The organism is Anaerocolumna sp. MB42-C2 (assembly GCF_030913705.1).
Lineage (GTDB): Bacteria > Bacillota > Clostridia > Lachnospirales > Lachnospiraceae > Anaerocolumna.
The window spans coordinates 1043687-1060156 of sequence record NZ_CP133190.1 but is presented as its reverse complement, the minus strand read 5'-3'; the positions used below and the strand labels follow the sequence as shown (position 1 = coordinate 1060156).

Below are 16470 nucleotides of genomic sequence, written 5' to 3'. Positions count from 1 at the left end.
AACAAGAAAGGAGAATTTATATGGTTCAGCCAAAATATCATGTTTTTATCTGCACAAGCTGCACAATTACAGGTCAGCAAAGGGGGTTCTGTTATAATAAGGGTTCCGTTCCTCTTTTACAAAAGTTTATGGAAGAGATCACGGACCGGGATCTGTCAGGAGAGGTAGTAGTGAATAATACCGGATGCTTTGGTATTTGTGAGAAAGGGCCGATTGTTGTAGTTTACCCGGAAGGTGTCTGGTATGGCAATGTGTCGGAGGAGGATGTAGAAAGAATATTCGATGAGCATTTCGAAGGCGGAGCACCGGTAAAAGATTTAATGATCTGATAACGATGAAACAAAAAACGGGGGTGATTTTATGTTTCATATCATTGATTCAACTCTTAACTATATTACCGAAGAAAATACGGAATTTACTAAAGTAAATGTATTACAGTTTATAAGTTTACTTAAGAAAGCCGGGATTAATGATATTTTGATTTCCAAGTATGTATATCGGTTGTTAGAGGGTGAAATTCCGACAGATGTAAAGTTATATTTGGAACTGGAATCATTGGAATCACCCTCTGGCTTCTGGGGCATCAGTAATTTCTTTAAGAGACATCACACCGGTGAAAACAAGGTGATTTGCAGTTATCAGTTAAACGATGTCCGGGAAATCATGCAGTTAAAAACTTTTAATTTATCCAGTGGTGTTATGTTGACCGGTCTGGATGATTTTATCTGTTTTGACTATAAGACTAAATTCCGGCAGATCAGGAAATATGTCAATACAGACCGGATTATCATACGTCCCGAAAACAATCTTAATTGTGCCACTGCAATTGCGGTTGAATATATCATGGACTGCGGTGGGGATGTAATTACCTCATTTTTGGGAGTGGGAAATCTGGCGGCAACCGAACAGGTACTGCTGGCACTTAAAGTGACCGGTCAATTCCGTATGAAACAGAATTACACAGCGTTAATTGAAATGAAGGAATTATATGAAGAACTCTGTCTTGGTAAAGTCGGGAGCAAAAGCCCTATCGTAGGAGATTCTATTTTCGATATTGAATCAGGAATTCATGTTGACGGGGTCTTAAAGAAACCGTCAAATTATGAATGTGTTTCCCCGCAGATACTGGGAAGAACAAGGCAGATTGTACTTGGAAAACATTCCGGAAAAGCAAGTGTTGAATATAAAAGGTTAGAGCTGAAGCTGCCAAAATTGACGGAAGAGCAGGCTGGATATGTTCTGGCTCAGATCAAGGAAATCAGCATGAGAAACAGAAGAAGTGTGTCAGATGAGGAATTTACGGAACTTGTTAACAGGCTGGTAGGAGCGGGTGCAATTGTATCATGAAGAGTTAAAAAAATGTCAGAGGCTCGAAGTTTTACAAGTGTGAGAAAGGCAGGGTTGTTATAATGAAACCAAAACGATGGATTGTTGATACTACATTACGGGATGGAGAACAATGTCCTGGAATTGCTTTTCAGCCTGAAGACAAGATAAAACTGGCCCTGCTTCTGGATGAGATAGGTATTCATGAGATAGAAATCGGCGTATTTGCCAAAGAGCAGGAAGCTTATATTATTGATAAAATAATAAGCCATAAGAAAAATTCAGAGATATCAGTATGGTGCAGGCTGGTAGAAGAAGATGTCAGGTTTGCCGTGAGCTTATGCCCTGACCGGATTCATATAGGAATGCCGGTTTCATACATTCAGATCTATGGAAAATTAAATAAAAATAAGGACTGGATTATCAATCAGACATCAAAATGTCTTGAGATTATCAGTAAGGCAGGAATCTCTGCTACAGTCGGTTTTGAAGATTCTTCCAGGGCTGATATCGGATTCATTAAAAGAATGGCTCGTTATGTGAGTGAAATGGGTGCATCTACAATACGGCTGGCAGATACGGTAGGTGTATTTGTACCTTCAAACAGTATAGCGATGGTAAAGGAACTGATATCGGAAATACCTGTTACAATTGAAACACATGAACATAATGATCTGGGAATGGCAGTTGCAAATACAATAGCGATGGCAGGTGCCGGAGCCAAACTGCTTGACTGTACATTACTTGGAATCGGAGAAAGAGCCGGAAATTGTAATATGTATGATCTGATTCACTCCGCGGAACGACTGTTTGATTTAGGGGTAGATAAACATAAGGTGAAGCTGGTTGAAGAGACATTAATTGACATATTAAAATATAGCTTATAGGAGGTGGAGGGATGGAGCGAATTGCATTGGCAGTCGGTTCTGACAAAAAACTGGCCGGATATTATGCCATCAGGGAAGTTTTTATTTATGAAAAGCAGAAAGAGTGGAGTATTGTAGACCGTTTTCCGATTCTTCCGGAGCCAAATATGGTTACTGCGGCTGCAGTAAGAGAGAAAGCCGAAAAAGTTGCAAAAGATATTTTGGATAGGAATTGCAATAACATTGTAGGAAAAGAGATTATCGGAATCCCCTATCATACACTTTGCAGGGCCGGCTTGGAAGTTTTTGAAGCAGATAATATCAGCAATCAGCTTTTGGATGAGATTTATGCTGATTTTTTAATGATAAAAGATAAAAGACCGGAAGAAATTGAGATGGTACCACCAGCACCTATTCCGACAGATGATGAGGGGAATTATTTCTTTGATTTTACAAAAGCTATAAAATGCCATCCGGAATTGTCAAGTAAAAAAATGTTGATTCCTTTTTTAACCAATGACTTATTTTTTTCCCTTCTGATTCGGTGTGAGCATGTCATGCCATGGCTGGATGAGTTTGTTAAAAGTCATGGGCTGAACATGGAATCAAAACGTGAAAATGGAGTATCTCATATATTGCTTACTCATAAAAGCTGTAAAAAGCAGTGAGGTGAATGTGTATGTTAAAAGATAAAGAATTTTACACCGAAATAGGCTTATTGACCGGAGTTGTCGGTGAACGGATTGATAAAGACGGGATACTTCGTTCCTGTATGTTTAAAAGCCGGAATAAAATATCACATCATGGGGAAATTTATATTCCTAAATATGAGAGCGGAGATGTCAGGACCCGTTACCGGGATGCTGTTTCTTTTTATAAGAGCGGTAAGTTAAAATCCCTGTATCTAAACGAACGGCAGGAGATAGATTGTCCTGTGGGAAAGATGAAAGCAGAATTTGTATCCTTCTATGAGTCCGGCAGATACTTGCGTATCTTTCCGGTTTATGGGCAGATAAACGGTTACTGGTCGGAAAGGGAAGAAGCTGAATTACTGACATCTTATTCAATTGAAATAGGGGAACAGAAGATAGAGGCAAAAATCAGCTGTATTGTATTTTATGAATCAGGAGCAGTAAAGAGTCTGACATTATGGCCGGGAGAAAATGTTGATATAAAGACGCCTTACAGCAAAATTAAGGTGCGTTTCGGAATTTCTTTTTATGAAAGTGGTGCTGTCGAATCCATTGAGCCGGAGAATCCGGTACATTTAACATATGATGCCTGCAGCTTTTTTGCTTATGATAATCATCCCCTAGGTATTCATGGAGAAAAGAATTCTTTGAGTTTTTATGAGAATGGTACTTTAAAAGCTTTGAAGACAACGATTACAGCAGTGGTACTCACTTCTGAAAAGGAAGAAATCCGTATTGCACCGGAACAGAAAATAAGTCAGACAGATATTGATGCTATGGAGGTTTATCCGATCAATATTGAATTTCTGAACCAATCCGTACGGATCACTGACAGCAGTGGGTATATACATGAATATTCACTTCTGCAGTTTAAGATGGGGACAGAGCAGGTAATAGAAAACCTGTACCAGAAATGTGGAGATTGCAGCAATTGCAGCAAATGCAGTACCGGGATCTGAAATAGATTAAATATCGGAAAGGAAGGATTGCGTATGGAGAATAAGGAAATACGGCCGGGACAGGAAAAAGAGCAGGAAATGCTTACCTGCAAGATGTTTCTGAGTAAAAAATTCTATGAACAGCTGAATGACGAGGGAAAGGAAGTATTTGAATATACTCCGGAAGGTTATTGTTCAACGTTCCAGGCAATCTGTGAAGAGGGTATAACCTTGGGTAACTGTGTCATGTCATTTTGTGAAGTAGCCTACATAGGATTAAATCCCAAGTATCAGATTGGAGAGAAAACAAAAGTAAAATGTGAGTTATACAAAAACGGTAAAGACGATTCTACCTTCAGCGTTCTTGTAACGATAGGGTATCAGGAAGAGAAAGAGAAACACCATGAATTATTAATATTTGCGCAGCGGGAGCTGACAGATTCTTTATACAGTTTTGAACTGGTGGGAGACCAGACTATGTTTGCATTATAATTATAATGACTAAAATATAAATCGGAGGCGTATTCGTAAAATAATTACGCAGGAACGGAGGAATCTATGATTAAAAATTTTAAATATTCAGAAGATGCCAGAGCAGCCCTAGCCGAAGGAATTCAGGAGGTATATAAATTACTGTCCTCAACGTTTGGTCCAACAGGTTGTAACGCAGTTTTGGATGATGAAAATGGAAATCTGTTATTAAGTTCCCAGACCTATTCCATTCTGCGTAACCTGAAAGCAAAAGATTTATTTGTAGATGAAGGCATACAGCTGGCGAAAGAAGCTGCATTCAACACAGAAAGGCTGGCAGGGGACGGATCGGTTATGACCTTGTTATTTATCAATGAGATGATCAATCAGGGAAAGCGGTTAATGGCTGCCGGAGCAAATCCGGTCATTCTGGGCCGGGGATTAAAAAAAGCGCTGCCAGCAGTTCTAAAAAAGATAAAAGAGCTGGCACAACCTTTTACCAAAGAAAAACTTCTTGAATTACTTCAATATGAGTTAGCGGATGAAAAACTTACAAAACTGGTTTATGATGCATATGAGAAAGTTGGTAAAGACGGTACCGTTATTGTAAAAGAAGGCCATGGACTTAAGACGGAACTTGAATTTATGGAGGGATTTGAAATTCCTGGAGGTTATCTGACAGAGAGCATATGTCCCAATTTAAAAAGTAATGTAAAAATAATGCAGCAGCCATATATATTAATTACCGACGGGATAATTAATCAGTTTGCACAACTTCTTCCGGTATTGGAGCAGATTGTTGAGACGAATGCCGGACTGATCATCATAGCGGAAGAAATTCAGGGGGAAGCGTTGACACTTTTGATTAGTAATATTCAGAAAAAGGTTTTTAACGCTGTGGCTATTAAAGCTCCCGGAATCGGCAGAAGAAAAGCGGATTTACTGAATGACCTGGCGGTGGTTACCGGTGGCTGTGTATGCAGTGAAAACGCAGTCACGTTAGAAAATGTGAAATTATCTGAGCTGGGAAGAGCCGGGGAAGTCAGAATTGAAAAGAATAAAACTTTGTTTCTGAATAGCAGGGGCACAAAGGAAGCTGTCAAGAAACGGGTTGAAATAATAAAAGAATACATTCAATCAAATGAAACAGAGTTTTTGGATAAGAATCAGTATTATGAGAGAATCGGCAATCTTGAGGGTAAAATTGCATTCATACGGGTAGGAGGACATACTCTTTTGCAGATGCATGAGGAGACGCATAAAATTCAGTCGGCACTTGCCTTTGTCAGAGCAGTTGCGAAAGGAGGAGTGCTGTCCGGAGGAGGAAGTGCATTAGCTGCGATTGCCAATATCCTGGTGGACAGTTTTTATGATAAGAATGACTTAAAAGATGAAATTCTTGGTAAATTATTAATATTGGATGCTTTAAGAGCTCCGGCCGGAATCATTGTCCGTAAGGATGGACTGGGCGAAAAAGAATCTTTAAAGATTATGGAAGATTCGGCAGGTAAAATAGGTTATAACCTAGTAAAACATGAATTTACCGATATGAAAGCAGCAGGCATTTTTGATGCTGCCGCTGTCGTAACAACCGCACTTCATCAGGCGGTAAGCGTTGTGTATGAATGGCTGTATGCCGATGTTCTTATGGTGAGTGTACAACCGGATCAGGAAGATATTGAATTAATGAAACAGGGAGTTCCTATTATGAGGTGATTTTGAGAGGAAATATTATGATAATACAAAAGGTCAGGATCAAGGAAGGATATATTTTAAGAGAGTTTGGCGGAGAATTTAATATCTTTAATGAGAAGGATGGTGCAGGTGCTGTAATAAGTATGAATTCTATAAATGAATTAGGATGTTTTCTTTGGTCAAGGCTGGAAAAACACGCAACTTATAATGAATTGATACAGGCAGTCGCTGTAAGAAATGACTTGGATGAAGAGGAATCCAGGATGGAGGTAGAAGAATTACTTGCCAAGCTGATTAATGCCGGAGTGGTTGATATAATCTAAATTTAAGTGATACGGATAACAATAAGAAATTAGAATAGGTAAGGGAAAATAATAGCGGCCCAAATAAAAAGCACAAAAATCACATCAATTTTGTGCTTTTTTGTGCTCTAAATCTACTATTCTTAAGTTCAAAAAAAATTTGAAAAAATTTTTAGTATTTTTTAATATTATGGAACCATAAAATAAATACTCTCGTCTAATCAATGTAAAGGCTTAAGAAAGGAGGCACTTAAATAATCTCTTTCGGTACCAAAGAGATTATCTGTTGGAATAGAGATGATAAAATAATTAATCATTATTAAATTTAATGATAACTAATAATTGAACGAAAAATAAAATGAAAAAGTATTATATGACAAAAAATTAATATAAAGTGAAAAATGACATATTCAAAAGAAAATTATATGACTTCAATATAAATATATGAAATTGGACAGCGACTACCATATAAATTTTATTATAAGAGAGATGAGGTATTATTGATGATAAAGACTAAATTTATGAAAGCTATTATGTTAGGTTTATGTGTATCGGTTTTGTCTACAGGTGTGGCATTTGCAGAAACCATTGACAGTAAATCAGCAGAAGTAACAGCACAGGATTCCGGAATTGACAGTGAATTATTGAAATTACAGAGTGAAATTGACCAATATGTGTTTATAGATCATTTTAAAGAAATAGAAAAAATGGGATTTACCGTAACCCATACCGTACCGGCAGATCATTATGTAGAGATTGGGATTACTCCTTATAGTGATGAAAATGCAGATTATCTGTACGACATCTTTGGCAATGAAAAAGTAAAGGTTATAAAAGGGGAAGAAGCCGTATCATATGTAGCCTGTCAGGCAGAAGCACCGGATACCGCAGTATCATCGGAGGGGATAGATAATAATCTGGTTACCAGACAGGATGAAGTGAATAAAACCTTGTTTGAAGATAAGGTTTCTGAGTTAGAAACGAAAGGGATTTCTATTATGTATACAACTCCTATTGACGGTCATATCGAAGTTGGAATAAATCCATACAATGAAGATAATGCTAAATTTATTTATAGTTTGACCGGTGAAGATATGGTAAAAGTTGTCCTGGGAAAAGAGCCGGAGTTAATGGCAACATCCGGTCTTGCAGCAGATGAAGTAAAAACTGCCAATGCAGTACAGGACGGTAAGGTAAAAGCAGGAGAGGGCAATATGGAAGTTGTCAGTATAGCTGATAACACTCCAGTTGAGGAAACAGCCTCCAAAGATAATAATCGCTTGCCAATCATAGGTATTGCCGGAGTTGCGGCATTACTCGGAGGTGTGGTGCTTTTATCTCAGAAAAAGAAAACATCAAAATAATTTAGTAATATAGATAAAAAATAAACATGAATTAAGATAATTGAGATATACTAAGGCTGTTGCAAATCAGTATTATCACATTCAGCAGAATGTAATAAGATAATGATTAAGCAACAGCCTTATTTTATGCTATAGGACATTGCGTCCTATTGCATAAAAAGCCCGACCGGCAGGATGCACATGACGCGCTTAAGGAAGATGTCACTGTCGTGACAGCACGTCAGCACAGGAGTCTGGCAAGCCTGACACTTTATTTTACAGCTTGTCCGATTAGTCAATCGGTTCCGTTAATTTTGAATTCTCAAGGCGGTAAGTCTTAGGGCTTACGCCATAAGTATTTTTAAACATCTTGGAAAAATTGAAAGGATTATCATAGCCGGCCTGATTTGAAATATCTTGTATGGATAAATTTGTGGTCCGAATCAATTCGGCGGCTTTACGTAACCGGTAATTAACCAGATACTCCTGGGGAGATACCTGCAGTTCCTTTTTGAATATGGAAGTAAGATAAGAACGGTTAATTCCAATATAATCCGCTATATCGCACACTTTTACATGACCATAGTTTAAGGATATATATTGAAGGGCATGTTCTACATATGTTTCGCTGGAATAATCGTATCGTTTGTCTTTACTTCTGGTTGAACTTTGCGCATCAATTAACGTAGACAGCAAGTCAAATAAATATCCCACTCGTCTTATTTCATTAGCTAAGGTGAGGATATTGGAATCCAGCATCTTTTTAACCATCGGCAGATAGGTTGCGATGGGGATTGCGGAAACGGCCACGGGATTATCCGCTGAAAGTCCCGCATAAGTTAAATAGTCTGCCGCTTTAACTCCGTCAAAAGTAACCCAGATGTATTCCCAGGGCTCCTCCATATCGGCATTGTATTGAAAAGAAACATCTTTTGGGATTAAAAAAATATTCTCTTTCTTAACTTGATAATGTTTACCATCTATAATTAAAGAACCTTTGCCGTTTAGTACAAAATGAAGATGGTATTCATTAGGTATCTTATGATTATAGGTGTATCCCGGCGGACATTGCTGCTGTCCGCAATGCACCAGATACAAATCATTCGTCTGCTTTTTAATATTTCTAAGACAGCGAAATCCGACTGTTGTATTATAGGTTGTAGGTTTTTCCATAAAACCTCCCCTTTCAACTTCTTGTTAATAGGTTAATATCCAAAATATAAATTATTATAATTTTATCAGATATTTTAATTTAATTCAATCGAAGTTCAGGGATAATAACACAATATTTTTATCTTACTGGCATATTTACGATTAAGGTATAAATTTATAGGAATTAACATATAAAAATAACAAAGAAAGTTCACGTTTTTTAATGCATTTCTAATCTGATACTGACACTATGGTTAAAATGCATAAGTAAAAGAATAAAAAACTGACTTAGAAGCAACATAATGACATGTTTATATAACATAAATCCATTTTCTAATTGTTAATATGTCTATATAATTATAACTACATTGAATCTGTTTATTGATTCGGTAGAGCACTCGGCATTATAAATAAGAGGAGGAAAATTTATGAAACTTAGGAAGTTATTAGCTTTAACGATGGCAACAATTATGGTAATGTCTTTATCGGCATGTGGTAACAGCAAACAAAACAGCGGCTCAACAGATACTGCCAATACGGTAAGTGAATCATCAGGAGAAGAAGCAACTCAGACTGCAGATGGTAAGGCAGATGCCACAAAAGAGGTTTCCGCAGATACATTAACGGTAGCTATCTGGGATACTAATCAGGAACCGGGATTAAGAAAAATTATGGATGATTTTACAGCTAAGACCGGTACTAAGGTAGAAATACAGGTTACTCCCTGGGATCAATACTGGACCATGTTGGAAGCAGGTGCTACAGGCGGAACATTACCTGATGTATTTTGGATGCATTCTAATGAAATTGCTAAATATTCCGAATATGAAATGTTACTTGATTTAACTGACAGAATCGATAAAAGTAGTGTGGTAGATATGTCTAAATTCCCGCAAGACATTGTAAATATCTACAAATGGCAGGGTGAAAAGCAATATGCTATGCCAAAAGATATCGATACGATAGCATTATGGTATAACAAAACTATGTTTGATGAAGCAGGTCTTTCTTATCCGGATGATTCCTGGACCTGGGATGATTTTAAAGATGCCTGCAAGAAGTTAACGAAACCGGACGGTAGTCAATACGGATTTACACTTGCACCAAGCAGTAACCAGGATGGATGGTATAATATGGTTTATGATATGGGCGGAACCGTTATATCTGATGATAAGAAAGCCTCCGGATTTGATCAGCCTGGTACCATTAAAGCAATTGATTTTGCATCCGGTTTAGTAAAAGAAGGTTTAACACCGCCATATGAAACAATTGCTGAAAATAATGCAAATGCTTTATTTGAAGCAGGTAAAGTTGCTATGATCACACAGGGTTCCTGGATGCTTGCAGACCTTTGCAACAATGATTATGTAAAAGCAAACTGTGATGTTGCTGTACTTCCTAAAGATGCAACGACCGGAAGAAGAGCATCTATCTATAATGGTCTTGGCTGGGCAGCAGCAGCTAACACGAATAAACCGGATCAGGCATGGGCACTTATCGAATATTTAGGCTCACAGGAAGCTCAGCAAAAACAATCCGATTTAGGTATCGTTATTTCAGCTTATGAAGGAACCGTATCTAACTGGACAAAAGCTTATCCTGATTTTAATACTCAGGCATATCTGGATATGATGAAAGATTTAGTAATCAGACCATATTCTAAAACAACAGTAACTTGGGAAAACATGATTAGTGAAAAATTAGTAGATGCCTGGACAGGTAAGAAGAGTGTAGAGGATGTATGTAAAGACATCACTACAGAAATGAATGCAACATTAGCAGAAGAATAATAGAAATAGTTCCTGATACTGCTTCGGGGCTAATACTAAGAATAACAGAAGAACAATTGTGGCAGGCATCGTCCAGGTAGCAATGGGTGAAGTCTGCCATTCTTCTAAAAGAGAAATTATATAAGGAGATGATATCGTGTCAGGAAAAGTAAAATCAAAAGGAATAAATCAGAAAAGAAATGAATTTTTCTGGGGATGGTTATTTATTCTGCCTACTATGATCGGCTTAGTGGTATTAAACATTATTCCTATTTTTCAAACTATATACCAGAGTTTTTTTAAGACCGGTGCGTTTGGTAAGGGGAATATATTTATAGGTTTTAATAATTATAAAAAAATGATTGCAGACGAAAATGTCTGGCAGGCACTTATTAACACATTTAAATATGCTGTCATAGAGGTACCTTTTTCCATTGCGATTGCGATTGTTCTGGCTGTTTTATTAAACCGTAAAATACATGGACGTACGGTTTACAGAACTATTTACTTTTTGCCTATGGTCGCAGCACCGGCAGCAATAGCTATGGTGTGGAGATGGCTGTATAATTCTGAGTTTGGTCTGTTAAACCATATGTTAAATTCCATTGGGTTAAAATCTGTTAATTGGATTTCAAGCCCTAATTTTACTTTTATATCGATTGCAGCAGTAGGTATCTGGTCTGTTATCGGTTATAATTTGGTGCTTTTTCTGGCAGGTCTTCAGGAAATTCCAAGGGATTATTATGAAGCATCGGAAATTGACGGTGCTAACGGATTTAAACAATTTTTTGCAATAACCTTGCCTTTAATTTCTCCTACAATGTTTTTCGTAACAATAACAAGAATTATTGGTGCAATGCAGGTATTTGATACTATCTTTATGATGATGGACAGAACAAATCCTGCATTTCCCAAAACTCAGTCCCTGGTATATTTATTCTATAAATATTCCTTTATCGAGTCCAATAAAGGTTACGGTTCTGCAATTGTAATGCTATTGCTTCTGGTTATTATGATAATAACCATAATCCAGGTTCAGTTTCAGAAAAAATGGGTTAACTATAATTAGAAAGGAGAAGAAGATATGGGAAAACAGAGTAAAATCAATCTAGCTATTATACACCTCGTATTAATTATTGGAGCAATTACCATGCTTGTTCCCTTTTTATGGATGACATTAACTTCATTCAAGTCAATATCCGAATCTACACAAATGAATCCGTTTATTATTTTTCCGACTATTTGGAGAACGGACGCTTTCACTTCGGTTTTAAGCAAAATGCATTTTGAAAGATTATATCTGAATACATTAATATTAATTGCGGGCCGTGTTATTTGTGCCGTTCTTACGGCCACTATGGCAGGTTATGCTTTCGGACGTCTTACCTTTAGAGGACGGGATATCGCTTTTTCTTTAGTATTATTCCAAATGATGGTTCCTGGTCAGATATTTATAATTCCTCAATACTTAATAGTTAGTAAAATGGGAATGTTAAATACTAGTTTTGCACTTATTTTTCCGGGGCTGGTAACTGCTTTTGGTACATTTCTTTTAAGGCAGGCGTATATGAGTCTTCCGAAGGATTTAGAGGAAGCAGCTACACTTGATGGCTGCAATATCGGTCAAATATTTTTATATGTCATGGCTCCGCTTACGAAATCTGCTATGGTTGCCCTTGGAATTTTTACTGCCCTTTTTGCATACAAGGACCTTATGTGGCCGTTAGTAGTAAATACGGAACAAAATACTATGCCATTATCAGCAGCATTAGCGAAACTTCAGGGTCAATTCGCCTCCAACTATCCGGAACTTATGGCCGCATCTTTACTTGCCTGCATTCCTATGATTATTATTTATATCATTTTCCAGAAACAATTTATTGAGGGAATTGCAACCAGCGGCGGTAAGCTGTAAGAAATATAAGATCTTTAAAATCACATCATAAAAGAACAAAACCAGATAAGGGAGAAAACTATGCCAATTAGATACCATGAACAATCAAAAGAATTCCATCTTTATAATAACGAAATCAGTTATATTATAGAAATAATGGAAGACAATCAGCTGGGAAATCTTTATTACGGAAAGAAAGTAAAAGATCGGGACTCTTTTGCCCATCTGCATGAAGAAATGAGTCGGAGCCAGTCTGCAGTCCATTTACCGGAACCGTCCAAGCTGTGTTTACAATATACCAAACAGGAATATCCCTCCTATGGTACCGGAGATTATCGTTATCCGGCTTTTGAAATAAAACAGAATAACGGAAGCAGAATCAGTCATTTTGAATATGTTGATCATACTATTTATAAAGGAAAGAAAAAGATAGAACCGCTTCCTGCTGTTTATGTGGAAGAAGAAAAGGAAGCCGACAGTCTTGAAATTCAGTTATTTGATGCCCTGACAGGCACAAGATTGTTCCTTTTTTATACCATATACGCTGAATTGCCCGTAATAACAAGAAGTGCCAAATTTATTCAGGAGGGAGAGGATGCCATTTGCCTTACCAATGCTATGAGCGCAAGCATTGACTTGCCCGATATGGACTTTGAGATGCTTCATCTGGCGGGTGCCTGGGCAAGAGAACGTTATGTAAAGGCAAGAAAACTGGAACAGGGAATACAGTCTATATACAGCATGCGCGGTGCCAGCAGTACGGAACATAATCCTTTTCTTGCACTGAAACGTCCGGAAGCGACAGAACACGAGGGAGAAGTTTATGGTTTTAGTCTGGTATACAGCGGGAGTTTCCTGGCCCAGGTTGAAGTTTGTACCCATGATATGACCAGGGTTTTATTCGGAATTCACCCTAATAATTTTGAGTGGCCTTTAAAAACAGGGGAAGCTTTCCAGACGCCAGAAGTAGTTATGGTATATTCCAATCAGGGGCTAAATAAGATGAGCCAGACGTATCATAAGATATACCGAACCAGACTGGTAAGAGGAATGTGGAGGGATAAAGCCCGTCCTGTCCTGTTAAATAACTGGGAAGCTACTTATATGGATTTTAATGAAGAAGCAATCTTAAAGATTGCAGAAAAAGCCAAATCAGTAGGAGTGGAATTATTTGTTTTAGATGATGGATGGTTTGGTACAAGAGACGATGATAAACAAAGCTTAGGAGACTGGTATGTAGATAAAAGAAAATTGCCGAACGGTATTAGTGGTTTATCCGAGAAAATTGAAGCTATGGGTATGAAGTTCGGGCTTTGGATCGAACCGGAAATGACCAATAAAAACAGCGACTTATACCGCAATCATCCGGATTTCATTATCTCAACACCTGGCAGGTTTGATAGCTTAAGCCGTACTCAGCATGTGTTGGATTTCTCAAGAAAGGAAATCGTGGATTATATTCATTCTATGATTGCCGGAATTATAAGGGAATCAAAAATTTCTTATATTAAATGGGATATGAACCGCTATATTACGGAATGTTATTCAAGGGCGGTCTTGCCGGAAGAACAAGGTACGGTAATGCATAAGTATATTTTGGGGGTTTACGATTTATATACAAGATTAATTACTGAATTTCCGGATATTTTGTTTGAATCCTGTGCCAGTGGCGGCGGACGTTTTGATCCTGGTATGTTATATTTTGCACCGCAGACCTGGTGCAGCGACAATACGGATGCAAGTGAAAGATTAAAAATACAATATGGAACCAGTATGGTTTATCCTATTTCCAGCATTGGTGCGCATGTATCGGCGGTTCCAAATCATCAGCTTGGAAGACTGACACCGATACAGTCCAGAGCCAATGTCGCATTTTTCGGTGCATTTGGTTACGAGTTGGATTTAAATACATTGTCAGAGGAAGAAATTACGGCAGTGAAAGAACAGGTACAATATTATAAGGAAAACCGCATTCTTATACAGCAGGGTACCTTTTACAGACTAAAGAGTCCGTTTGAGGGCAATGATACGGCTTGGATTGTGGTGTCAGATGATAAATCGAAAGCAATTGCAGGTTTTTATCAGCGTTTAAATAAAGTAAATGCCAGCTGGCTGCGATTAAAGGTAAAAGGATTGGATGAGGGGGCGTTGTATCAGGTTTCCTGTCTTGGTAAAACTATGGAAGCATATGGGGATGAATTGATGAATATCGGACTAATCATAAACCGTAAAGATTTAAATCGGGCCGGTGGTGATTTTGCCTCTTTGTTATTTGATTTTGTTAAGATTAAATAGCTTGTTGTAAGTTCAATAAAATTAATACCAGCTAATAAAGTGTCACACGCAGTTTATTATATTAATAAATATATAAAAGAAGTTAAAAAAAGAGCCGGATTATAACTTATCTTTAAGTATTAATGATAAGTTATAATCCGGCTCTTTTTATATATGATTTGGTATTATTTTTCATTATGTACACATAATAACAATAACGATTAAAAATTGGGAATAATTGAATTCAATAAAAGTTTAAAGTTAAAAAAGGTTTAGAAGAAAGGATATAGAAAATGAATGTAATGGGTAAAGTTCCAAAAGATAAAACCTTAGATAACAGTATGGCATTGTTAATGGAGGGATATGAATTTATTCCAAACAGGTGCAGAAAATATCATTCTGATATATTTATAACAAGATTGTTGGGAGAAAAAGTAATTTGCATCAGCGGGGTTGAAGCTGCCAAAATCTTTTATGATAATCAGAAATTCACAAGAACAGGTGCAGCTCCTAAACGGGTACAGAAGACTCTATTTGGCGTAAACGGAGTACAGGCATTAGACGGAAATGCCCACAAACACCGCAAGGCAATGTTTATGTCAATAATGACACCTTATAACTTAAGTCAATTGGAAGCTATCACAAATAAACATTGGGAAAGTGCAGGAAAGGAATGGGAAAGGAAAACAAAATCCAGGAATAAATCCTTCCTTAATCCAAAACAGATTATTTTATTTGATGAAGTGCAGAATATAATGTGTAAGATTGCATGTGAATGGGCTGGTGTACCATTAAGTGCAAAAGAGGTAAAACAACGGGCGGATGACCTTGGCAAACTGATTGACGGTTTCGGAGGAATCGGTGTCAGATATTACGAAGGACTCTGTGCGCGTAAAAGAACAGAGAGCTGGATAAAGGGTATAATTATGCAGATACGTCAGGGAAAAATAGAGGCAGCAAAAAATACAGCCGCTTATACCATAGCCAGGCATCGGAGCCTGAACGGTAAACTGTTAAATATACAAGTAGCAGCGGTAGAATTAATTAACATTATTAGGCCTATTGTCGCAATTGCTACTTATGTTGCTTTTGGGGCTGTGGCCATGTATGAACATCCGGATTGTAGAATAAAGCTAGCTAAAAATGAAAATAATTACAATCTTATGTTTGCACAGGAAGTCAGAAGATATTTTCCATTTACCCCTTTTGTAGGTGCAAGGGTCAGAAATGATTTTGTATGGAGCAACTGTTTATTCAAAAGAGGTACCTTAGTACTTTTAGATGTTTACGGAATTGATCATGATTCCCGTTTATGGAGAAAACCGTATGAATTTCAACCGGAAAGATTCCGTAAATGGGGTGGCAATCCATACAGTTTTATACCACAGGGAGGAGGGGATTATTATGATGGACACCGCTGCCCCGGCGAAATGGTTGTAATTGAAATTATGAAAGCAAGTTTAGGTTATATGGCGAATAAAATAAATTATAATGTACCCAGACAGAATTTAACGTATTCTTTAAAAAGAATACCGACTCTTCCGAAAAGCAGATTTGTTATTAATAAAGTAAGACGGATAAAATAAGATTATCGATTAAAACGGTTGCAGCTTATAAGCTGCAACTGTTTTTTATGTAAAAATAAAAGCAGAGATTAATTAAAATCCCTGCTTTTATTTTTTGTGTCTCACTCAATATTCAGTTTTCATTCGATTAAAAATCCGTCTTACCAACATTATCTGAAATAG

General features: G+C 37.3%; 15 protein-coding genes. 14 read left to right on the top strand and 1 reads right to left on the bottom strand.

The window, feature by feature from the left end:
- Window positions 1-20 precede the first annotated feature (20 nt).
- The 9 genes from RBU59_RS04715 to RBU59_RS04675 all read left to right on the top strand — a co-directional run bounded on the left by RBU59_RS04715 (window position 21) and on the right by RBU59_RS04675 (window position 7654).
- Window positions 21-329 (top strand): 2Fe-2S ferredoxin, encoded by a 309-nt coding sequence (locus tag RBU59_RS04715; RefSeq protein ID WP_308146724.1) that lies wholly within the window; start codon window positions 21-23, stop codon window positions 327-329.
- A 31-nt stretch (window positions 330-360) separates the two neighbouring features.
- A complete protein-coding gene (locus RBU59_RS04710) occupies window positions 361-1347 on the top strand; it encodes a homocitrate synthase/isopropylmalate synthase family protein (RefSeq protein ID WP_308146723.1) in 987 nt (328 codons plus the stop codon).
- Between the two features lie 62 nt (window positions 1348-1409).
- The gene (locus RBU59_RS04705; protein WP_308146722.1) at window positions 1410-2213 is read left to right on the top strand and encodes a homocitrate synthase; all 804 of its coding nucleotides are present in this window, start codon (window positions 1410-1412) and stop codon (window positions 2211-2213) included.
- 11 nt (window positions 2214-2224) lie between these two features.
- A complete protein-coding gene (locus RBU59_RS04700; RefSeq protein WP_308146721.1) occupies window positions 2225-2860 on the top strand; it encodes a Fe-only nitrogenase accessory AnfO family protein in 636 nt (211 codons plus the stop codon).
- Window positions 2861-2871: 11 nt separating this feature from the next.
- Window positions 2872-3843: a hypothetical protein gene (locus RBU59_RS04695; protein WP_308146720.1), complete on the top strand. Its 972-nt coding sequence runs from the start codon at window positions 2872-2874 to the stop codon at window positions 3841-3843.
- 33 nt (window positions 3844-3876) lie between these two features.
- Window positions 3877-4314, top strand: a complete 438-nt coding sequence (locus RBU59_RS04690) for a hypothetical protein (protein WP_308146719.1) — start codon at window positions 3877-3879, stop codon at window positions 4312-4314.
- A 66-nt stretch (window positions 4315-4380) separates the two neighbouring features.
- Entirely contained in the window at window positions 4381-6009 is a 1629-nt protein-coding gene (gene groEL / locus RBU59_RS04685; protein ID WP_308146718.1) for a chaperonin GroEL, read from the top strand.
- Window positions 6010-6026: 17 nt separating this feature from the next.
- Window positions 6027-6311, top strand: a complete 285-nt coding sequence (locus RBU59_RS04680; RefSeq protein ID WP_308146717.1) for a PqqD family peptide modification chaperone — start codon at window positions 6027-6029, stop codon at window positions 6309-6311.
- Between the two features lie 482 nt (window positions 6312-6793).
- Window positions 6794-7654 (top strand): hypothetical protein, encoded by an 861-nt coding sequence (locus tag RBU59_RS04675; RefSeq protein ID WP_308146716.1) that lies wholly within the window; start codon window positions 6794-6796, stop codon window positions 7652-7654.
- Window positions 7655-7924: 270 nt separating this feature from the next.
- Here the strand turns inward: RBU59_RS04675 and RBU59_RS04670 are convergent, their stop codons facing one another.
- A complete protein-coding gene (locus RBU59_RS04670; protein ID WP_308146715.1) occupies window positions 7925-8806 on the bottom strand; it encodes an AraC family transcriptional regulator in 882 nt (293 codons plus the stop codon).
- A gap of 407 nt (window positions 8807-9213) precedes the next feature.
- Between RBU59_RS04670 and RBU59_RS04665 the strand changes: the two genes are divergently transcribed.
- The 5 genes from RBU59_RS04665 (at window position 9214) to RBU59_RS04645 (ending at window position 16308) form a co-directional block, all read left to right on the top strand.
- Window positions 9214-10575, top strand: coding sequence for an ABC transporter substrate-binding protein (locus RBU59_RS04665; RefSeq protein WP_308146714.1), 1362 nt, complete (start codon window positions 9214-9216; stop codon window positions 10573-10575).
- 133 nt (window positions 10576-10708) lie between these two features.
- Complete coding sequence (locus tag RBU59_RS04660) at window positions 10709-11623, top strand: carbohydrate ABC transporter permease (RefSeq protein ID WP_442871708.1); 915 nt, start codon at window positions 10709-10711, stop codon at window positions 11621-11623.
- A 15-nt stretch (window positions 11624-11638) separates the two neighbouring features.
- On the top strand, window positions 11639-12469 hold the full coding sequence (locus RBU59_RS04655) for a carbohydrate ABC transporter permease (RefSeq protein ID WP_308146712.1): 831 nt from the start codon (window positions 11639-11641) through the stop codon (window positions 12467-12469).
- A gap of 60 nt (window positions 12470-12529) precedes the next feature.
- Entirely contained in the window at window positions 12530-14743 is a 2214-nt protein-coding gene (locus RBU59_RS04650; RefSeq protein WP_308146711.1) for an alpha-galactosidase, read from the top strand.
- Between the two features lie 272 nt (window positions 14744-15015).
- Window positions 15016-16308 carry a cytochrome P450 gene (locus RBU59_RS04645; protein WP_308146710.1) on the top strand — a complete coding sequence of 431 codons (1293 nt, stop codon included), beginning with the start codon at window positions 15016-15018 and terminating at the stop codon, window positions 16306-16308.
- The last annotated feature ends 162 nt before the right edge of the window (window positions 16309-16470 follow it).

What these genes read in the sequence shown, in the direction of transcription:
- RBU59_RS04680 (WP_308146717.1), top strand. Translation starts at nt 6,027, where the DNA reads ATGATAATACAAAAGGTCAGGATCAAGGAAGGATATATTTTAAGAGAG.
- RBU59_RS04705 (WP_308146722.1), top strand. Translation starts at nt 1,410, where the DNA reads ATGAAACCAAAACGATGGATTGTTGATACTACATTACGGGATGGAGAA.
- RBU59_RS04670 (WP_308146715.1), bottom strand. Translation starts at nt 8,806, where the DNA reads ATGGAAAAACCTACAACCTATAATACAACAGTCGGATTTCGCTGTCTT.
- RBU59_RS04690 (WP_308146719.1), top strand. Translation starts at nt 3,877, where the DNA reads ATGGAGAATAAGGAAATACGGCCGGGACAGGAAAAAGAGCAGGAAATG.
- RBU59_RS04715 (WP_308146724.1), top strand. Translation starts at nt 21, where the DNA reads ATGGTTCAGCCAAAATATCATGTTTTTATCTGCACAAGCTGCACAATT.
- RBU59_RS04710 (WP_308146723.1), top strand. Translation starts at nt 361, where the DNA reads ATGTTTCATATCATTGATTCAACTCTTAACTATATTACCGAAGAAAAT.
- RBU59_RS04650 (WP_308146711.1), top strand. Translation starts at nt 12,530, where the DNA reads ATGCCAATTAGATACCATGAACAATCAAAAGAATTCCATCTTTATAAT.
- RBU59_RS04665 (WP_308146714.1), top strand. Translation starts at nt 9,214, where the DNA reads ATGAAACTTAGGAAGTTATTAGCTTTAACGATGGCAACAATTATGGTA.
- RBU59_RS04695 (WP_308146720.1), top strand. Translation starts at nt 2,872, where the DNA reads ATGTTAAAAGATAAAGAATTTTACACCGAAATAGGCTTATTGACCGGA.
- RBU59_RS04675 (WP_308146716.1), top strand. Translation starts at nt 6,794, where the DNA reads ATGATAAAGACTAAATTTATGAAAGCTATTATGTTAGGTTTATGTGTA.
- RBU59_RS04700 (WP_308146721.1), top strand. Translation starts at nt 2,225, where the DNA reads ATGGAGCGAATTGCATTGGCAGTCGGTTCTGACAAAAAACTGGCCGGA.
- RBU59_RS04655 (WP_308146712.1), top strand. Translation starts at nt 11,639, where the DNA reads ATGGGAAAACAGAGTAAAATCAATCTAGCTATTATACACCTCGTATTA.
- groEL (WP_308146718.1), top strand. Translation starts at nt 4,381, where the DNA reads ATGATTAAAAATTTTAAATATTCAGAAGATGCCAGAGCAGCCCTAGCC.
- RBU59_RS04645 (WP_308146710.1), top strand. Translation starts at nt 15,016, where the DNA reads ATGAATGTAATGGGTAAAGTTCCAAAAGATAAAACCTTAGATAACAGT.